The organism is Streptomyces diastaticus subsp. diastaticus (genome assembly GCF_011170125.1).
GTDB lineage: Bacteria > Actinomycetota > Actinomycetes > Streptomycetales > Streptomycetaceae > Streptomyces > Streptomyces diastaticus.
This window is the reverse complement of sequence record NZ_BLLN01000005.1, coordinates 206,250-225,657: the sequence shown is the minus strand read 5'-3', so window position 1 is coordinate 225,657 and position 19,408 is coordinate 206,250. Positions and strand designations below refer to the sequence as shown.

Below are 19,408 nucleotides of genomic sequence, written 5' to 3'. Positions count from 1 at the left end.
CCCCGCCCCGCCCCTCCCGCCCGTTGGGCCGTGAAGAAGGACGCGATGCATCAGGACCAGGTCGCAGAGACAGTGCTGCGGATCGTCGCCGACACCCTGCCCACAGGATCGGAACCGTCGCTGGACAAGCCCTTGCGCGACTACGGACTGGCGTCCCTGGCCGCCGCCCGGATGCTCCTGGAACTCCAGGTCCGGCTGGGTGTCGCGGTGCCGCTGGAGTGGCTCGGCGGCCAGGTGACGCTCCGGCGCCTCATCGACCGGGTGGCGCGGCTCGCCCCGTCGGAGGAGCCCGCGGCCCCGGCCGGCGACGTGCGCGACGGGGGAGGCGGACCCGGCGACCGGCACGGCCCCTTCCCGCTGACTCCCGTGCAGCAGGCGTACATGGTGGGGAGCGATCCGGACCTCACCCCCGACCCGGCTGGATGCCGGCTGTACCGGGAGTTCCGCCCGCCGGCCGTGGAGCCGGCCCGGCTGGCGGCGGCCTGGCGGGCGCTCGTCGCCCACCAGGAGGCCCTCCGGCTCGACGTCGACGACCACGGCCGGCAGCGGATCCTGGAGGACCCGCCGCCGGTCCACGTGCCGGTCCACGATCTGACCGCCGCCGGTCCCGCGGAGTACGCGCGCCACGTGCGCGAGGTGCGGGAGCGGCTGGCCCGCCCGGCCGGCCGGCCGGGGGCCTGGCCGATGCACGCCGTCGAGATGTCGCTCGGCCCCGACGAGACCCTGGTCCACCTCGCGATCGACGGCATGGTCACCGACGGCCACGGTCTCGGCGTCCTGCTCGGCCAGTGGTGGGACCGGTACGAGCACCCCGAGCGCCCCCTGCCGCGCGTCGGTGTCTCCCTGCGGGAGACCGTTCTCGCCCTCCACGCCCGCCGTTCCACCGACGCCCACCGTGCCGACCTCGCCCACTGGCACGACCGGCTCGCCGCGATGCCGCCAGGCCCCCCGATCACCGCGGAGCGGCCCGAGGAACGTCCGGAAGGGCACCCGCGCCGTTCGCTGGACGCGGCGCTCACCCCGGCGCAGTGGCGGAGCCTGAAGGAGCGTGCCGCGCGCCTGGACATCACCCCGACGGCGCTGGTGCTCACCGCCTTCACGGAGGCGCTGGCCGGATACGCCGGCTCCGGGCACCTCTCCCTCGTCCTCACCACCAGCGACCGGGTGCGACTGCCGCGCGGCACCGACCGACTGGCCGGGCCGTTCACGTCCACTCTGCTCTTCCTGGCAGCTCCCTCCTTCGACGGCTCCTTCGACGACGCCGCCAGGGCGGTGCACACAGAGCTGTGGAAGGACCTCGAACACGCGGGAGTGTCGGGTGTGGAGGCTCTGCGCGAGCTGCGCACCGCCGACGGCAAGACCCCTGACATGCCGCCCGTGGTCTTCACCAGCCTGCTCGACTCGGCCGCGGGAGGCACCGAAGGGCTCCTCGCCCACCTCGTCCGCACCGGCAGTAGGACCGCCGGGGTCGCGATCGACCACCAGATGTGGGAAGCACGGGGAGCCCTCCACTACCACTGGGACGTGGCGGACGGCCTTCTGGCGCCCGGGGCGGCCGACATCCTCTTCACCGCGCTCGGCAACACCCTGCGCGACCTCGCCTCACCGGACTCCGCCGCACAGGAGGCACGGCCGCTCAACGAACTGCAGAAGGCCTACTACGTCGCGCGCTTCCGCGAGCCGTCCGCCTGGGACGGCTGCCAGGTCCTCTTCACGTACGAGGTCTCCGGCCTCGACACCGGGCGGCTGGAAGACGTCTGGCATGCCATGACCGAGCGGTACGACGTACTCCGCAGCCACCTGTCGCACGACGGCGAGCTGCGCGTGCGCCGCCAGGCCGGACCCAGGCGGCGGATACCGGTCGTGGAGTGCGGCGGGCCCGGCGAGCACGCCGCCGTGCGAGCCGCGCTGCGGGAGCGGATGGCCGGACGGGCCTTCCCGCTCGGCCGCTGGCCCTTCACGGAGCTGTGCGTGGTCCGCGAGGAGTCCGGTCGCGCCACCGTCCACTGCGCGATCGACCTGGCCGTCGCGGACGGTCGCAGCCTGCACCTGCTGGTCCGGGAGCTGATGGCCGGGTGCGTCGCGGACGGGCCGTGGCAGCCCGCCCTGCCCGGCGGCGGCCCCCACATCACGACCGCCCCCGCCCCTTCCGGCGAGGCCCGGGCCGCCTCGGCCGCGTACTGGCGCGAGAGGTTCGCCTCGATGGTGCCGGGTCCGCCGACGGCGGGCTCGCCGGAGCGGCGGCGTACCCGCCGCTCCGGCGCCCTCCCGGGCTGGAAGCGGGTACGGCGGGCGGCCGAACGGGCGGAGCTGAGCTGCGACGCCGTCCTGCTCTCCGCCCTGACCCACGCTCTGGCGACGCGGACCGACGAGGACTTCGCGGTGGCGGCCGTGCGCTGGCTGCCCGGCTCCGACGCGCTCCGCCCGGGTGAGTTCACCCGGCTGGGCTGGGTGACACGGGGAGCGGCCGGACTGCGGCCCGCAGAGCGGGCAGCCGAAATCCAGCGGCAGTTCGACGAGGACGACCGGCGGGGCGCCGCGGCCGACGGGCTGGCCGAACTGCGCAAGGTCGTCATGAGGGAACGGGCCGCGGCGGACTTCGGCTTCCCCGTCGTCCACACCGGCCTGCTGGAACTCACCGGCCACACCCCGCCGGCCGCCGTGCGCCCAGGGGAGTGGATGACCTGCACCCCCGACGTGTCCCTCGACTCCATCTGCGTCGAGGAGGACGGCGAACTGCACTACCACTGGGACAGCGTGGACGCCGACTTTCCGCCCGGCGACGTGGAAGGGATGTTCGCGGAGTACGAGCGGGCGCTGGCCGGCCTCGTCGCGGAACTCGGCGGGGAACCCGCCGGACCCGCCCCGGAACCGGGCCTGGACCCCCGCGAACGTGAACTCGTCCTGTACACGTGGAACGACACCGCCACGGTCCTCCCCGACGAGCGGCCCGCCCATCACTTCTTCGAGGACCGGGCCCGTGAGAGGCCCGACGCCGTCGCCGTCGTGTACCCGGGCGGCAGGACGACCTACGGCGAGCTGGACCGCCGGGCCAACGGCATCGCACGGAAGCTGCGATCCCTGGCGGTCGCTCCGGGCACCACGGTGGGCGTGAGCATGCGCAGGGGCCCCGAGATGATCGCCGCCGTGCTCGGCATCCTGAAGGCCGGAGGCGCCTATCTGCCGGTCGAACCCTCCCTGGCCCCCGAACGGGCCGCCGGCATGTTCGAGGACACCCGTACCCGGCTGCTGCTCACCACATCGGACACGCACCGTCCGCCGGCCCCCGACGGGATACTCACCATCGAGGTCGACCGGGACACCGAGCCCTCCGGCACGGCGCCCGAACCCACGGCCGGCGCCGACGACGTCGCCTATGTCATCTTCACCTCGGGGAGCACGGGCAGGCCCAAGGGCGTCACCGTCGCCCACCGGTCCCTGCGGAACCTCCTGAACTGGGCGTGGCGCACCTTCGACCTGGGCCCGGGCGACACGGGCCTCATGGTCACCTCGCTGGGGTTCGATCTGTCGGTCTTCGACATCTTCGGCCTGCTGGGGTGCGGCGCGGCCCTCTACGTCGCCGACGAGAGGCAGCAGAAGGACCCCGCCGAACTGCTCGACGTGCTGCTCGCCGAACCGGTCACCTTCTGGAACTCCGCGCCGACCACGCTGGCACAGCTCATGCCGCTCCTGCCGGAACCCGCCGCGGGCTCAGCCGGGACGGACGACCTCCGGCTCGTCTTCCTCAGCGGCGACTACACACCGCTCTCCCTCCCCGACGACCTGCGAGCGGTCTTCCGCTCCGCCGAACTGGTCAGTCTGGGCGGTGCGACGGAGGCCACGGTGTGGTCCAACTACCACCGCGTCGGGGAGGTGGACCCCGAGTGGCGGAGCATCCCGTACGGCAGACCCATCGACAACGCGCGCTACTACATCCTCGACGGCGACCGGCAGCCCTGCCCGACGGGGGTGGAGGGTGACCTCTACATCGGTGGGGACTGCCTCGCCGTCGGCTACCACGGCCGGCCGGAACTCACGGCCGAGCGGTTCCTGCCCGACCCGTTCGCCGGGCCCCCCGGGCGCATGTACCACACGGGCGACCGGGCGGCGTTCGGGCCGGACGGCGTCATCACCTTCCTGGGCCGGTCCGACACCCAGGTCAAGATTCGCGGCTTCCGCGTCGAACTCGGCGAGATCGAGCACCGGTTGCGAGGCCATCCCGAGGTCAAGGACGCCGTGGTCCTGGCCCGCCCGGACGCGGCGGGCGACCGCAAGGTCGTCGCCTACGTGCTGCCCGAGGGCGCGGCGCCCCCGGCACGCGCGTTGCGGTCGTACGCCGCCCGGGCCCTGCCGGACTACATGGTCCCCAACCATGTCGTCTTCCTCGACACCTTCCCGGCCACGTCCAACGGCAAGCTGGACCGCGACGCGCTGCCCTGGCCGCCACCCGGCCCCGCGGACGCCTCCGCGGGCGCGCCCGCGACGGACCCCCCGGCCCGGGCCGAGGGGGCACGGGCCCCGGAGGCGCGGGAGACGCCCGAGCGGCTCGCACAGGAGATCGCGGAGATCGCGGCCGGCCTGCTGGGCGCTCCCGTGGACCCCGGACGGGACCTCTGGGACCAGGGTGCCACCTCCTTCACCATGGTCCGCATCTCCCAAGCCCTCCGCCGGCGGCACGGCGTGCGGATACCGGTGAGCGCGCTCCTCGACGCCCCGACGGCGCACGGCATCGCCGGGCGGCTCTCCGCCGAGCTGGGCGGCTCGGCCCCGGCGGACGCCCCCGCCCCCACGCCGGTGTACGGGAGCGGACCGGACGGGCCCCGGCGGACAGCGCCGCGGGCCGCCGCCCCCACCGCCCCCGCCGGCCCGCCCGAGGCGGCCACCGCTTTGGACCACGTCGACCTGCTCGACCCGCAGGCCCTGGCCGCGTTCAAGGCCGCCCGGTGGAACCTCCGCCCGGACCACCCCGACGAGGCGGTCTTGCCCCTCGCCCCGGCCTCGCCCCCGGAGGCGCAGTACACCTCCCGGGCGAGCCGACGCACGTTCGCCGGTGGGCCGCTCACCCACGAGGCGTTCTCCGGCTTCCTCGGCCTGCTGCGCGCCGCCCGTGTCGACGGGCGGGAGCGCCGCACCTACCCGTCGGCGGGCGACACCTACGCCGTACAGACCTATCTGCACGTCCGCCCCGACGCGGTGGAGTCGGTTCCGGCGGGCCTCTACTACTACGACCCCCTTCGGCACGTCCTGCGCCTGATCGACGCGCACCCCGCCGTCGACCGCACGGCGCACTTCGTCTACAACCGGCCGGTCTTCGAGGCGGCCTCCTTCGAGGTGTACCTGATCGGCCGGACCCACGGCATCACACCGCTGTACGGGCCCGACGGCGAACGCTTCCTGAGCCTGGAGGCCGGATACCTCGGCCAGGTCCTCATGGCGGCCCAGGAGACCACGGGCGTCGGGATGTGCCCGGTGGGCGGTATCGCCTTCGACCCCGTGCGGGAGGGGCTGCGCCTCGACGACAGCCACCGCTTCCTCCAGTCGTTCCTGTGCGGACCACTCGCGGACACGCCGCGCGCGACGCCCGCCGCCGGGGTCTCCGTCATCGGGGTGTCCGGGCACTACCCCGGCGCCGCCTCCCTGGACGCCTTCTGGGACAACCTGAGCCAGGGCCGGACCGGCGTCGGACCGGCGCCGGCCGGCCGGGCGGACGCCGTCGGGGCGACCCCGGGCGGATACCTCGGCGACATCGACGCCTTCGACCACGAACTGTTCCGGCTGTCGCCCAACGAGGCCCGCACGCTGGACCCCCAGCTCCGGCTGCTGCTGCGCGGCGTGTGGGAATGCCTGGAGGACGCGGGCCACACCGCCCGCTCCCTGCGCGAGGCCGCTGCGCGCACCGGGGTGTTCGTCGCCGCGATGTGGAACGACCACCAGCACGTGGGAGCCGACCTCTGGGAGCGCACCGGCCAGGCGGAGATCTCCGGTGTCGCGTCGGACATCCCCAACCGGATCTCGCACCTCTTCGGCTTCCGGGGACCGAGCATCGCCGTCAACACGTCCTGCTCGTCCTCGCTGACCGCCCTCCACCTCGCCGCGGAGTCCCTGCGGCGCGGCGAGTGTGACGCCGCCGTCGTCGGCGCGGTCAACGTGGTCGCCCACCCCTACCACACCGCTGTGCTCCGCGGCCTCGGACTCGTCGCCCCGGACGGGGTCAAGGGCGCCTTCGACGCCGTCACCAGCGGCTGGTCCCCCGGCGAAGGGGCCGGTGTGCTGCTGCTGCGCCGCGCCGAGGACGCCCGACGGGACGGTGACCATGTGCACGGCGTGATCGAGGGCACCTGGGCGGACTTCGCCGGGAGCTCCGAGCGTTTCGGAGCCCCCGACGTGCTCCTGCTGAAGGACTCGATGGCGCGCGCCCTGGAGCGCGCTCGTCTGCGGCCGGACGCCATCTCCTACGTCGAGTGCGCGGCCACCGGAGCCGCGCTCTCCGACGCGGCCGAGATCGAGGCGCTCGGTGAGCTCTTCCGTGGCCGGACCCGGCAGGCCGTCCCCGTGGGGACCCTCAAACCCGTCATCGGGCACCTGGAGTCCGCCTCCGCGATGGCGCAGCTGACCAAGACGCTGCTGCAGATGAGGCACCGGTGCCTGGCGCCCACCCCGATGGCCGAGCAGCGCAGCCCTCTCGTCGCCTGGGAGGACCTGCCGGTGCGGGTCGTGGACCGGCGTGTCCCCTGGACACCGCCGGCCCCCGGCGAGCCGTTGCGGGCGCTGGTCAACGCCGTGGGAGCCACCGGCTCCGTCGCGCACGCCGTGGTGCGCTCGCCCCTGGCCGGGGACCTCGCGGCCCCGGACGGCCGGGCCCCGGACGGCCCACCGGTGGTCCTGCTGTCCGCACCCGACCCGGGCCGGCTGCGGGAGACGGCGCGCAGGCTCCGGGACCACCTGGAGGTGTGCGCGGCGCAGGGCACCGTCCCGTCCCCGGCCTCCGTCGCCTACACCCTCCAGACCGGCCGCGTCCACCACGAGCACCGGCTGGCCCTCCGCTGTGAGGACACCGACGCCTTGCGGCAGGGGCTGGACGCCTGGCTGGAGCGTCACGAGCGCCCCGCCCCGGACGACACCCGCGTCGCCCGCTGGCTCGCCGGGGAGGAGGTGGACTGGGCGGCGCTCTGGACCCGCCCGGCCCGCCGCACACCACTCCCGACGGGGCTCTTCGCCGACCGGCAGAGGGCAGCCCCCACGTCCGGCGCCGCCCCGCACCCCGCACCGCGAGGCGACGAGCCGGAGGCGGTGGAGCGGATCGCACGGCGTCTGGTGCGGCTCTACGCGGAGGTCTCAGGGACACCGGCCGACCGGCTCGACCCCGGAGAACTCCTCGAACGGTACGGGCTCACCTCCTACCTCGTGGCGCGCCTCAACGTCCGCGTCCAGGAGGAGTTCCCCCGGGCCCCGGCGACGCTCTTCTTCGAGCAGCGGACCCTGCGCGGCGCGGCGGAGCGCCTTGCCGCACTCCCCGGGGCCGCACCGGTGCCGGCCGAGGCCCCCACCCCGCCCGAGCGCCGGGCGGCGACCGACGTGGCGGTGATCGGCCTGGGCGGCCGCTACCCGGGCGCCGCCGGTCCGCGCGAGTTCTGGGAGCGGCTGGCGGCCGGCGAGCACCGGGTCTCCCGGCTGCCCGGCGGCCGCCGCACGGGCCACCCCCAGGAACATCTGATGAGGGGCGGATTCCTCGACGAGGTGGACCGCTTCGACCCTCTGCTGTTCGGGATCGCGCCGAACGACGCCGACCTGATGGACCCCCAGGAACGCCTGTTCCTGGAAGTCGTCCGGGAGGCACTGGAGGACGCCGGGTACCCGCGCGAGCGGCTGCGCCGGGCCCATGACGCCAGGGTCGGCGTCTACGTGGGCTCGATGCACAACGAGTACCCGTACCTCGGGGTGGAGCGGACTCTGGCCGGCCGCCCCGTCGCCACCGGCGGGACGCCCGCGGGCATCGCCAACCGGGTGTCGTACTACCTGGACGCCCACGGGCCCAGCATGACGGTGGACAGCATGTGCTCCTCCTCGCTCACCGCTCTCCACCTGGCCGTGGAGAGTCTGCGGCGGGGCGAGTGCCGGGTGGCCCTCGCGGGCGGGGTCAACCTCTCCCTGCACCCCAACAAGTTCGTCCAGCAGCAGGCCATGGGGATGACCTCCGCCGACCACCGGTGCCGCGGCTTCGGAGCGGGCGGAGACGGGTTCGCGCCCGCCGAGGGCGCGGGAGCCGTCCTGCTCAAGCCTCTTCACAGGGCAGTGGCCGACGGCGACCGGATCCTCGGCGTGATCAAGGGCACGGCGGTGGGGCACGGCGGGCGGACCAACGGCTACACGGTGCCGGACCCGGCGGCCCAGGCACGGGTCGTCGCCGACGCGCTGCGGGCTGCTGACGCCGCCCCGGGGAGCATCGACTACGTCGAGGCGCACGGCACCGGCACAGCGCTGGGAGACCCGGTGGAGATCGCGGGTCTGGACCTGGTCTACGGCGAACTGCCGCCCGGTTCCGTCCCCATCGGCACCGTGAAGTCCAACATCGGCCACCCGGAGGCGGCGGCGGGCATCGCCGGACTGACCAAGGTGCTGCTCCAGATGGAGCACGGCCGCTTCGTGCCCTCCCTGCACGCCGAAGAGCTCAACCCCCGGATCGACTGGGCCTCGACGCCCTTCCGCGTACAGCGCGAGACGGCCCCCTGGCCGCGCCCCGCCGGCCGGCCACGCCGCGCCGGGGTCAGCTCGTTCGGGGCGGGCGGCTCCAACGCCCATGCCGTAGTCGAGGAGTACGTCCCGGCGCGCGCGGTCCGGGAAACGGAACCGGAGCGGGCGCGGCCGGAACCGGTGGTGTTCTCCGCCCGGACCGAGGAGGCGCTCGCCCTGCTCGTCGAACGCACCGCCAGGTGGCTGCGGGCGCGGCAGGACGAGGAACCCGGAGTCACGCTGGCGGATGTCGCCTACACCAGTCAGGTGGGCCGTGAGCCCCTGCGCGAGCGCCTGGCCGTGGTGGTGTCGTCGCTGCCGGAACTGGCGGACCGACTCGCCGCGTTCGCCGCCGGCCGCCGGGACGGCGTCCTGCGCGGGCGGGCGGAGGGCCCCACCGCGCGCGACACCTCGGAGCGGGAGCGGGACCCGCGCGGCCGGACGGCCGAGGAGATCGCCCGCGCCTGGGTCGACGGCGCGGCATGGGACTGGGAGGCGTGGCACACGGCCCCCCGCGGGATCGTCCCCCTGCCCGCCTACCCCTACGCCCGTCGCCGCTGCTGGCCGCCGGACGCGGAGCCGTACGCGCGGGGGGAAGCCGGTCCGGGGACCGGAGCGGAGGGCCCCGCCGCGCTCACCCCGCCGGCGGACACCACCGGATCAGGGGGGAGCGGCGTGCCACCACTCGTCACACGTGTCTGGGAGGAGGGTGGGACCTCCGCGGCGCCTGCGCGGGCCGAGGAGGACGGCACCGTGATCGTCCTGGTGTCGGCGGCGACCGAGGCCCTGGGACGGGAGACCTCCGCGGCGCTCGGCGCCGGCCGGACGCTGCTGCTGCGTGCCGGTGGAGAGACGGACGGGCAGACCACCGCCTTCCACGATCCGGCGGGCGCCGTGCGGGCCGTCGCCGGACTCCGGGACGTACGCGGTGTACTGGACCTCGCCGACATCGATCGTTCGGAGGACGGCCCCGGGCCCTGGCAGGCCCGGCTGGCGCTGCTCCAGGAGGTGGTCCGCACCACCACCGGACGCCTGCGCCTGCTGCTGGTCACCCAAGGGCTCCAGGACCTGCCGGGTGCCCCCGTGTCCATGGCCGGTGCGCGGCTGGCCGCCTTCGTGCGGATGCTGGGAGCCGAGCGCCCGGGGATCTCCGCGACCCACCTGGACACGGCCGTCCCCACCCCCGGCCGCATCGTCGCGGAGTGGCACGCGGCGGACCCCGCCGCCGAGGTGTGCCACCGGGGCACGGCACGCCTGGTGGCACGGCCGGTACCGCTCCGCGACGCGGTGGCGGACCCGGGCCCCGCGCCCTTCACCACCGACCCGGACCGGGTCTACCTCGTCACGGGCGGCACCCGGGGGCTCGGGTCCCTGGTGGCCCGGCACCTGGCCGGCCGGGGAGCCCGCCGTATCGCCCTGACCAGCCGGTCCGGGCTGCCCGACCGGGCGGACTGGGACAGCCCGGAACTCACCTCCGCGCAGCGCGAGGCGGTACGGACCGTCCGCGCTCTCGAACACCAGGGAGCCCGGGTCGCCGTGTACGCAGGCCCGCTCACCGACCGGCCCGCACTGGCCGCCTTCCTCGACGAGGTGCGCTCCGGACTCGGCTCCCTGGGCGGTGTCGTGCACTGCGCGGGCACGGCCACCAGAGGCCCCGCGCCCTTCGCCGACAAGGGGCTCGAGGACATCCGCGCGGTGATGGAACCGAAGGCTGAGGGGCTGGAGACGCTGGTCGGCCTGTGCGAGGAGGACCGCCCGTCGTTCTTCGTGGTGTTCTCCTCCGTCTCGTCGGCGCTGCCGGGCCTGGCCGCCGGGATGAGCGACTACGCCGCGGCCAACGCGTACGCCGACAGCGTCGTCCGTCACCAGGCGCGCCTCGGCCGCACCTGGTTCCGCGCCGTGCAGTGGCCGGTGTGGGAGAACGGCTCGGCCGGTCCGGCCGCCAGGGCGGCGTGCGCCCGCGAAGGCATCGGCACCCTCACGGACGCCGAGGGGCTGGCACTCCTGGAGCGGGTCGCCACCGTTCCGGGCCCCGCGGTCGTCATGGCCGCGCCGCAGCTCACCGGGAGGACACCGGTCGCTCCCCGGACCGAGTCCGCGGGACGGGAGGCCACGGGGACGGAGGCGCGGACGGGGAAGGCGCGCGGAACGGTGAAGGTGCCCGACTGGCTGGCCGGACTGTTCGAGACGGTCGTGGGGGTGCCCCGTGGCGAACTGGACCCGGCCGCCTCCTTCCACGACCTGGGAATCGGGTCGGTGATGCTGGCCGAACTGGTGGTGGGGATCGAGAAGACGACGGGCCGGCCCCTGGAGCCGACCGCTCTGCTGGAGCACTCCACGCTCGAACGGCTCGCGACGTACCTCTCCGACCGGTTCGGCCCGGTGCCCGACGGCGAGCCGCTGCCCGGACCGGCCGCACCGTCCCCGGGGACGTCCGCCGGGTCCGGCGGAGGAACCGCGGAGCGGATCGCCGTCATCGGGATGGCCTGCCGGTTCCCCGGGGCCGCCGACATCGAGGGTTACTGGAAGCTGCTGACCTCCGGAACCAGCGCTGTCGGTGACGTTCCGCCCGGACGCTGGGACACCGCCCGCCTGTACCGGCCCGAACCGGAACCCGGACGCAGCGTCAGCCGGTGGGGCGGCTTCGTCGAGGGTCTGGAGGACTTCGACGCCGGCTGGTTCGGGATGTCGCAGGAGGAGGCGACCTGCCTCGACCCGGCGGTACGGCTGTTCCTGGAGGGGGTGGCGACCGCGCTGCGGGACGCCGGCTACCGCGACGAGGAACTGGCCGGGAGAGCCGTGGGGGTCTTCGCGGGAGCCAGGATGTCGGGGTACCGCCGCAGGGCCGGAGCACGGGGAGGCAGCGCGCAGCTCGGCGGCGACCAGAACTTCATCGCGGCGTGGGCGGCGCACCACTACGACCTGCGAGGCCCGGCGATGGTCGTGGACAGCGCCTGCTCCTCGGGCCTGGTCGGAGTGGGGCTCGCCTGCCGGAGTCTGCTGGAGGGCGAGTCGGAACTGGCGCTCGCCGGTGCCGTGGAGGTGCTGCTCGACGAGGAGCCGTACCTGGAGTTCAGCGCGGCCGGGGCGCTCTCCCCGTCGGGGAGGTGCAGGACCTTCGACGAGCGTGCGGACGGCTTCGTCCCGGGCGAGGGCTGCGGGGTGCTGCTCCTCAAACGGCTCGACGCCGCCCTGCGCGACGGCGACCGGGTCCATGCCGTCATCGAGGCCGTGGCGGTCAACAACGACGGACGCACGATGGGGCTCACGACGCCCAACCCCGAGGCTCAGTCGGCCGTCGTGCGCGGCGCCCTGGCGAAGGCCGGGCTCCGGGCCACGGACATCGGCATGATCGAGGCACACGGGACCGCGACGGTCATCGGGGACCCGATCGAACTGCGGGCGCTGAGTGACGTCTTCCGCGAGACGACCGACCGGACCGGGTTCTGCGCCATCGGCAGCGTGAAGTCCAACGTGGGACACCTGCTCAGCGCCGCCGGGATCGCCGGCCTCATCAAGACGGTGCTGGCCGTGGAACACGGGACCATCCCGCCGACGGTCGGCTGTGAACGCCCCAACCCCCGTCTGAGGCTGGACAGCTCACCCTTCCGCGTGCAGCGAGCGCCGTCCCCCTGGCGGCCGGAGGGCCGCAGGCTGGCCGGGGTCAGCGCCTTCGGCCTGGGCGGGACCAACGCCCACGCGATCGTCGCCGAACCGGACCCCGCGTGGCGGGAGACGTACCACCAGGAGCGGCGCGCACTGCCCCCGCCGGAGTTCCGGCGCGGAAGGTACTGGCTGCGGCGTGCCCCGGAGCCGGCAGTCGAGGACCCCGCCCCGTCCCCCGTCGCCTCGCTCCTGCGACTGAGTTTCACGGACGGCGGCGGCACGGCGGAGCAAACGATGCGGAGGGGGACACGGTCATGACCGACGAAGCGATCGAGTGCGTCGTGGTGCTGTCGGACGGCGACTTCATCATGCGCAACCACCATGTGCACGGGGTCTCGGTGATGCCGGGCGTGACGTTCCTGGACATCATCTGCCGGGTCATCGAGGACCGGGGACTGGACCACCGTGAGGCCGTCCTCGAGAGAATCCTCTTCCGCGAGGCCGTGGCCACCGCCCCCGGAGTGGGACGGGAGATCCGGGTCACCGTCTCCGCGCCCGCCGCCGACGGCACCCGCGCCGTCCGCGCTGAGAGCAGGCGGCTGGGCACCCCCGGCTCACCGTGGCGGGAGAACCTCCAGGCGTCCCTGCGCCTCGACGGCGGGCCGGAGAGCGGTCCGCTGGACGTCCCGGCCCTGCGTGCGGCCGCCGTGCGCAGCTACGACATGGCCGACCTGTACGCGCGGGCCCGCGCCGAGGACATCCGCCACGGCGCGGCCATGGCCTGCCACGGCACCGTGCACGTCGGCGACGGCCACCTCCTCGCCGAGCTGCGCGTGGACTCCTCGGCGGCCGGGCTCGACGGCTTCCTGCTGCACCCCGCCCTGCTCGACGCCTCCACCATCGCGGCGTACGGCCAGACCGAGGCGGCGTCCCGGGAGCCGTTCATCCCCGTCTACATCGACCGGTTCCGGGCCCTGCGCCCACTGGGCCGGAGCGTGCTGCTGCACGTGCCGGCCCAGGAGCGCCTCGCCGCCTCCGGCGACGTGATCAGCAGCGACTACTCCCTCCACGACCACCAGGGCCGCCTGCTGGCCGAGTTCACCGGACTGACGTGCAAACGCATCCGCCGCCCCGAACTGATCACCAGGCTGCTGGCGGAGGACGGGGCACCCGACCCGGCCACCGGCACGGGCAGCACACCGGCGCGCCCCGCCGCCGAGCGGGACTCCGCCGTCCCCGAGCCCCCTCGGGAGGCGGTGGCGGCCTTCACCGCCCGGCTGCGCCGGCTCGTCGGCCGGGCGCTCGGCGCGGACCCGGCACAGGTGCGTACGGACACCGGATTCTACGAACTCGGCCTGGACTCCGCGGCCATGGTGCGCATCAGCCGGCAGCTCGAGGAGTCGGTCGGTGACGCGCTCTATCCCACGCTCCTCTTCGAGTTCACCGACATCGACGGCCTCGCCGCTCACCTGGGGGCCGCCCACGCCTACCGGGAGGCGGCCGACGAGGACACGCACGGTGGCGAGGGCTCCCCCCAGGAGGCAGAGAGCCCCGGGACGACGGGACTGTTCCGGCCCGAGTGGGCCCCCGCCCCGGACGGTGAGGGCGACATGCCCGAGGGCGACATCGTCCTGTGCGCGACCGGCGGTGACCCGGCGGCCCTCGAGGACGTCGCGCGGGAGCTGCGCTCCCGTCTGGGTGACCGGTGCCGGGTCGTCGAGGCCGGGCCGGCCGGCGACGAGGACGGCGGACAGCGGTGGGACGAACTCACCGCGCGGGGGGTCCGGCCGGTGGCGTGCGTCGTGTTCGGCGCGGAACCGGACGAGGGGGAGCCGGTACGGCCCGCCGCGGCCGTCCTCCGGATGGCCGGAGCGATGGCCGGAACCCGGCCCGGCCGGCGCCGGACCCTGCTCTTCGTCCACCGCACGGTCGACGGCCGAGCGGCAGCCGAGAACCTCGCCGTGGGGGCCCTCGCCCGGTCCCTGACGGCCGAGGCCCCGGACCTGGACTGCCGCGCCGTGGGCGTCGGCACGTGGACCGCGTCCCGGACGGCGGACGTCCTCGCCCGTGAACTGCGCGCCCCCGGCGGGACGCCCGAGATCCGGTACGCGGGCGGTACGCGCCAGGCGCGGGTCTTCCGCCCCGAGGGGCAGGAACCGGTGGAGACGGCGCGGCGGCCGGCCCTCACCGAGCGCGGGGTGTACGTGATCTCCGGCGGTTCCGGTCGCCTCGCCGCCGTCCTGGCCGGCCATCTGGCCGGCGCCCACCGCGCCCGCATCGCCCTGCTCGCGCGCGGGCCCGCCTCCGGGGAGCTGCGGGAGCGCATCACGCACTGGCGCGCCCTGGGGGCCGAGGTGGAGTACCTGCGGGCCGACGTGACGCGGCGCGAGGAGGTGGAGGACGCGCTCGTCCGTGTACGCGCCCGGTACGGCCGGATCGACGGTGTCTTCCACACCGCGGGCGTGATGGCCGACTCACTGTTCAGGAACAAGACGCCCGAGATCCTCGCGGAGGTGGTCGCGCCCAAGGCGCTGGGGGCCGTGCACCTGGACGCCGCCACGGCAGGCGACGACCTGGACCTCTTCGTCCTGTACTCCTCGCTCTCCGCCTCCCAGGCCACCTTGGGGCAGAGCGACTACGCCTTCGCCAACGCCTTCCTGGACCACTTCGCCGAGGAGCGCGCGTCCCGGCCGGACCGGCCGGGACGCACCCACGCGATCGCCTGGCCCATGTGGGCCGAGGGCGGCATGCGGCTGAGCCCGGAAGCGGTGCGGCACTCCCGGGAGGTCCTCGGCACCTGGCCGATGCCGACCGACGAGGGCCTCGGCCTGCTGGATCGCGTCCTGGCCGGTCCCGAGGGAGCGGCCGTCGCCGTCCACGGGTCGGCGGAAGGGGTGGCGCGGGCCCTGCCCCGCCCCGCGTCCGCGGCGGGCGCGGCACACGAGGCCGCCGCGGAGCAGGTTCATGACACCGACCGGTCCGGCTCCGGACCGGACCGTCGCGTCCCGGTCGCCGTCGTCGGCGTCGCGGGCAGCTATCCGCAGGCCCCGAACGTGGAGGCCTTCTGGCGGAACCTGGCCGAGGGCCGCGACTGTGTCACCGAGATCCCGGCCGACCGCTGGGACCACTCGGTGTATTTCGACACCGGCCCCGGAGCCGGGCCGGGCACCACCTACAGCCGGTGGGGCGGCTTCCTCGACGGGGTGGACCGCTTCGACCGGACGATGTTCGGGATATCGCGGCGGGACGCGGAGCGGATGGACCCGCAGGAGCGGCTCTTCCTGACCACCTGCTGGAAGACGCTCCAGAACGCGGGGCACCCGCCGCAGGCCCTGACGGACGAGACCGTCGGAGTCTTCGCCGGGGTCATGTGGAACCACTACCAGCTCTTCGAGGAGCAGGGCGTCGCTCCCACCGCCATGCACGCCGCGGTGGCCAACCGCGTCTCGTACTGCTTCGACCTGACCGGACCCAGCATGGCCGTGGACACGGCGTGCTCCTCCTCGCTGACGGCCGTCCACCTCGCCGTGGAGAGCATCCGCCGCGGCGAGTGCACCATGGCGCTGGCCGGCGGAGTCAACGTCACGATCCACCCGCAGAAGTACCTCCAGCTGGCCCAGGGCCGCTTCCTCGCCGAGGACGGCCGCTGCCGCAGCTTCGGCAAGGGCGCCACGGGCTACGTACCCGGCGAGGGAGTGGGCGCCGTCCTGCTCAAGCCGCTGCACCGGGCCGAGGCGGACGGCGACCACATCCTCGGCGTGATCCGGGCGACCAGCGCCAACCACACCGGACGGACGAGCGGGTTCACCGTCCCCAGCCCCCACTCGCAGGCCGCGCTGATCCAGGACGCCTGGCGGCGGGCCGGGATCGCCCCGGACACCGTGGGCTGCGTCGAGGCCCACGGGACCGGCACGGCCCTGGGCGACCCCGTGGAGGCCGAGGGGCTGCGCAAGGCGTTCGAGGGCGCCGGAACGGCCCCGGGCAGCTGCGCCGTGGGGTCGGTCAAGTCCTCCATCGGGCACCTGGAGTCGGCTGCCGGGATCGCCGGACTGACCAAAGTCCTCCTGCAGTTGCGCCACGGGACGCTCGTCCCCTCGCTCCACGCCGAGGAACTGAACCCGCATCTCGACCTCGATGGGACGCCCTTCCGCATCCAGCGTGAACGCGCGCCGTGGCCCGCGCCGTTCGACGGCTCACCGCGCCGCGCGGGCGTCAGCGCCTTCGGGGCGGGCGGCGCCAACGTCCACCTGGTGGTGGAGGAGTACCCGACCGCCCCGCCCCGCCCGCGGGACCAGGGCGACCGCGCCCGTCTCTTCGTGCTCTCGGCGCGCGACGACGCCCTTCTGCGTGAGTACGCCGAGCGGCTGCGCGATCACCTGGAGGCCGCGGCACCGGCCGGAACGGCGGCCCCCGTGGAGCCCGGGGAGAGCGCGCTGACCGCGCTGACCGCGGAGCTGCTGGGGATCACCCCGGCGCAGACGGATCCGGACGTTCCCCTGGGCGATCTCGGCCTGGACGCCTCATCCCTGCGCGAACTGGCGCGCCGGGCCGAGGAGCGCCTCGGGGCGGCCCCGCCGCCAGGAGCGTGGGCTCCCCAGGCCACCCTGCGCGGCCTCGCCGCGCGGACCGGCCCGGACGCCGGCCCCGGAATCCCCCTCGACGCCCTTCTCCACACCCTCCAGGTGGGCAGGACGGCGATGCCCCACCGGATGGCGATCGTCCTCGACCCCGGGCCCGCCGCCCTCGGACGACTGCGCGCGGGACTCGACAGGTTCCTCGCCGGCGGCGCCCCCGACGACCGCCACCACTGGCCGGCCGCGCACCGGGCCGGCCGGGCGGAGGTGTCCCGGGAGGAGTGCGCCGAGCTGCACCGCCGGGGCCGGGTGCGGGAGCTGGCCGCGGCGTGGGTCGCCGGAGCCGACGTTCCGTGGGCCGAGCTCAGCCGGGCCGGGACCGGCCGGCCGCCAGGCCGCACGCCGCTCCCGCACCCGCCGCTCCGCGAGGAGAGCTGCTGGATCGGCAACTGGCGCCGGGGCACCGGCACCGTGGGGGCACCGACGCCGGCCGTCCCGTCACCCGCCCCGCGGGGGAACGCGGGCGAGGCGGACGGGGACGGGAGCGCCACACGGCCGACGGCCGCCGGCACGGCACCACCGGTCTCCCGCGCCTTTGACGACGGACCCGCGGTCGAACTGCGTGTCCTCGACCCCGGGATCGCTCTCGTGGTCATGCGGTCGGGCGGCGGCAACATGTTCACCGAGGAGACCGTGCGCGGGCTGGAGTCCGCCTTCGAACGGCTGGGCGCTGACGAGACGGTCAAGGTCGTCGTGCTCACCGGTGGCCAGGCGTTCAGCATGGGGGGCACCCCCGAGGCCCTGGAGCGGCTCGCCGAGGGGCACGGCAGCTTCACGGACGTCCCCTTCCTCTACGAAGGGCTCCTGCGCTGCGACCGGCCGGTGATCGCCGCCTTGTCCGGCCACGCCTCCGGCGGGGGCCTCGCCTTCGGCCTGCACGCGGACATCGTGCTGATGGCCCGCGAAGGCATGTACGCGGCCAACTTCCTGAACTACGGATTCACCCCCGGGATGGGCGCCACCTACATCCTGGAACGCCGTCTTGGACGCTCCACCGCCGCCGAGATGTTCTACTCGGCCAAGCCCTTCAGCGGTGCCGAACTGGAACGCAGGGGAGCCCAGGTCACCTTCCTGGCCCGGGACGAGGTACTGCCCGCGGCACTCGACCTCGCGCGGTCGGTCGCGGGCAGGCCCCCGGCGGCGGTACGGGCCCTCAAGCGGGAACTCGCGAGCCGCACGCTGGACGAGCTGTCCGGCGCGGTGGAGAAGGAGGCGGAACTCCACACCAGGGTGCTCGGCCAGGAGGCGGTGACCCGGGTCCGGGACCACACCGGCAGGGTACGCGGCTACGCCGACGGCGATGCGCCCGTGGCCGCCGCCCCGCCGCGGGAGGCCTCTTCCCCGGCCCCGCAGGAGCGGCGCGCCGCGCCGCCGTCCGAGCCCGCCGGACCGGACCGCGAGACCGTGATCGCCGCGGTGGTGGACATCCTGTGCGGCCACCTCTACCTGACCGCGGAGGAGATCGACCGGCGGCTGAGCTTCAGTGAGATGGGCGTCGACTCGCTGGGCGCCGTCGAGATCGTCCGGGACCTCGACGAGCGGTTCGGCGTCGGCCTGGACTCCGTGGCCGTCTACGACCACCCCACGCTCGACCGGCTCGCCGACTTCGTCCTGGCCGAGGCGGACCGGGGGCGCGCGCTGCGCACCGCGGCCCTCAGTCCCCGGGAGCCGGCCGTCAGGACCGCCACCCGGGCCCCGGCCGTCCACCTGCCCGAGGCCCGGGAACAGGCACCGAAGCCGCCCCTCGGACCCGGACCGGCGCGCCCGCCGGAGCCGACCGCCGCGCCGGAAAGCCCCCCGGCCGCCTCTCCGGCACCGGTCGTCCTCGCCCCGGTGCCCGCCGGCGCCGCCGCGCGACCGGCGCCCCTGCGTACCGTTCCGCCGTCCGAGGCCGGCGACCGGGACCCGGCGGGACGCGGGCCGGCGGACATCGCGGTCATCGGCATGTCGGGCCGGTTCCCCGACGCCCCGGACCTCGACGCGTTCTGGGAGAACCTCGCCGAGGGCCGCTGCAGCATCCGTGAGGTGCCCGCCGAACGCTGGGACACCGCGCGGCACTACGACCCCGACCGGCGGGCGCGGGGGAGCACGTACAGCAAGTGGGCGGCGCTGCTCCCGGACGTGGACCGGTTCGACGCGGCCTTCTTCCGCCTCTCGCCGATGGAGGCCGAGCTGATCGATCCCCAGCAGCGGCTCTTCCTCGAGGAGGCGTGGTCGGCCCTGGAGGACGCCGGGTACGCGGCGCCCGGTGGCGAGCCGGCCCGGTGCGGCGTCTTCGTCGGCTCGGGGGCGGGGGACTACCTCAGTCTGCTGGAGCGGGCGGGCAAGGACGGCGCCGGCCAGGCGTTCCTCGGCAACTCGTCCTCGATCCTGGCCGCCCGCATCGCCTACCACCTCGACCTCAAGGGGCCTTCGGTATCCATCGACACCGCGTGCTC

The 19,408-nt window shown here is 75.0% G+C and carries 2 protein-coding genes (1 of these 2 running past the window's edge); both read left to right on the top strand.

Going from position 1 to position 19,408, the window contains the following annotated elements; translation table 11 throughout:
* Nucleotides 1-45 precede the first annotated feature (45 nt).
* On the top strand, nt 46-12,654 hold the full coding sequence (locus Sdia_RS18705; RefSeq protein WP_189500236.1) for a non-ribosomal peptide synthetase: 12,609 nt from the start codon (nt 46-48) through the stop codon (nt 12,652-12,654).
* Nucleotides 12,651-19,408, top strand: partial view of an SDR family NAD(P)-dependent oxidoreductase gene (locus Sdia_RS18700; RefSeq protein ID WP_189500237.1) — the beginning only. 12,802 nt of this gene lie beyond the right edge of the window; 6,758 of the gene's 19,560 nt are visible here — the first part of the coding sequence; its start codon is at nt 12,651-12,653; its stop codon lies off the right edge, out of view. Before Sdia_RS18705 ends, Sdia_RS18700 begins: the two co-directional genes overlap by 4 nt.

Excerpts from the sequence above, each read along its gene's own strand:
- Sdia_RS18705 (WP_189500236.1), top strand. The coding sequence starts at position 46 with ATGCATCAGGACCAGGTCGCAGAGACAGTGCTGCGGATCGTCGCCGAC.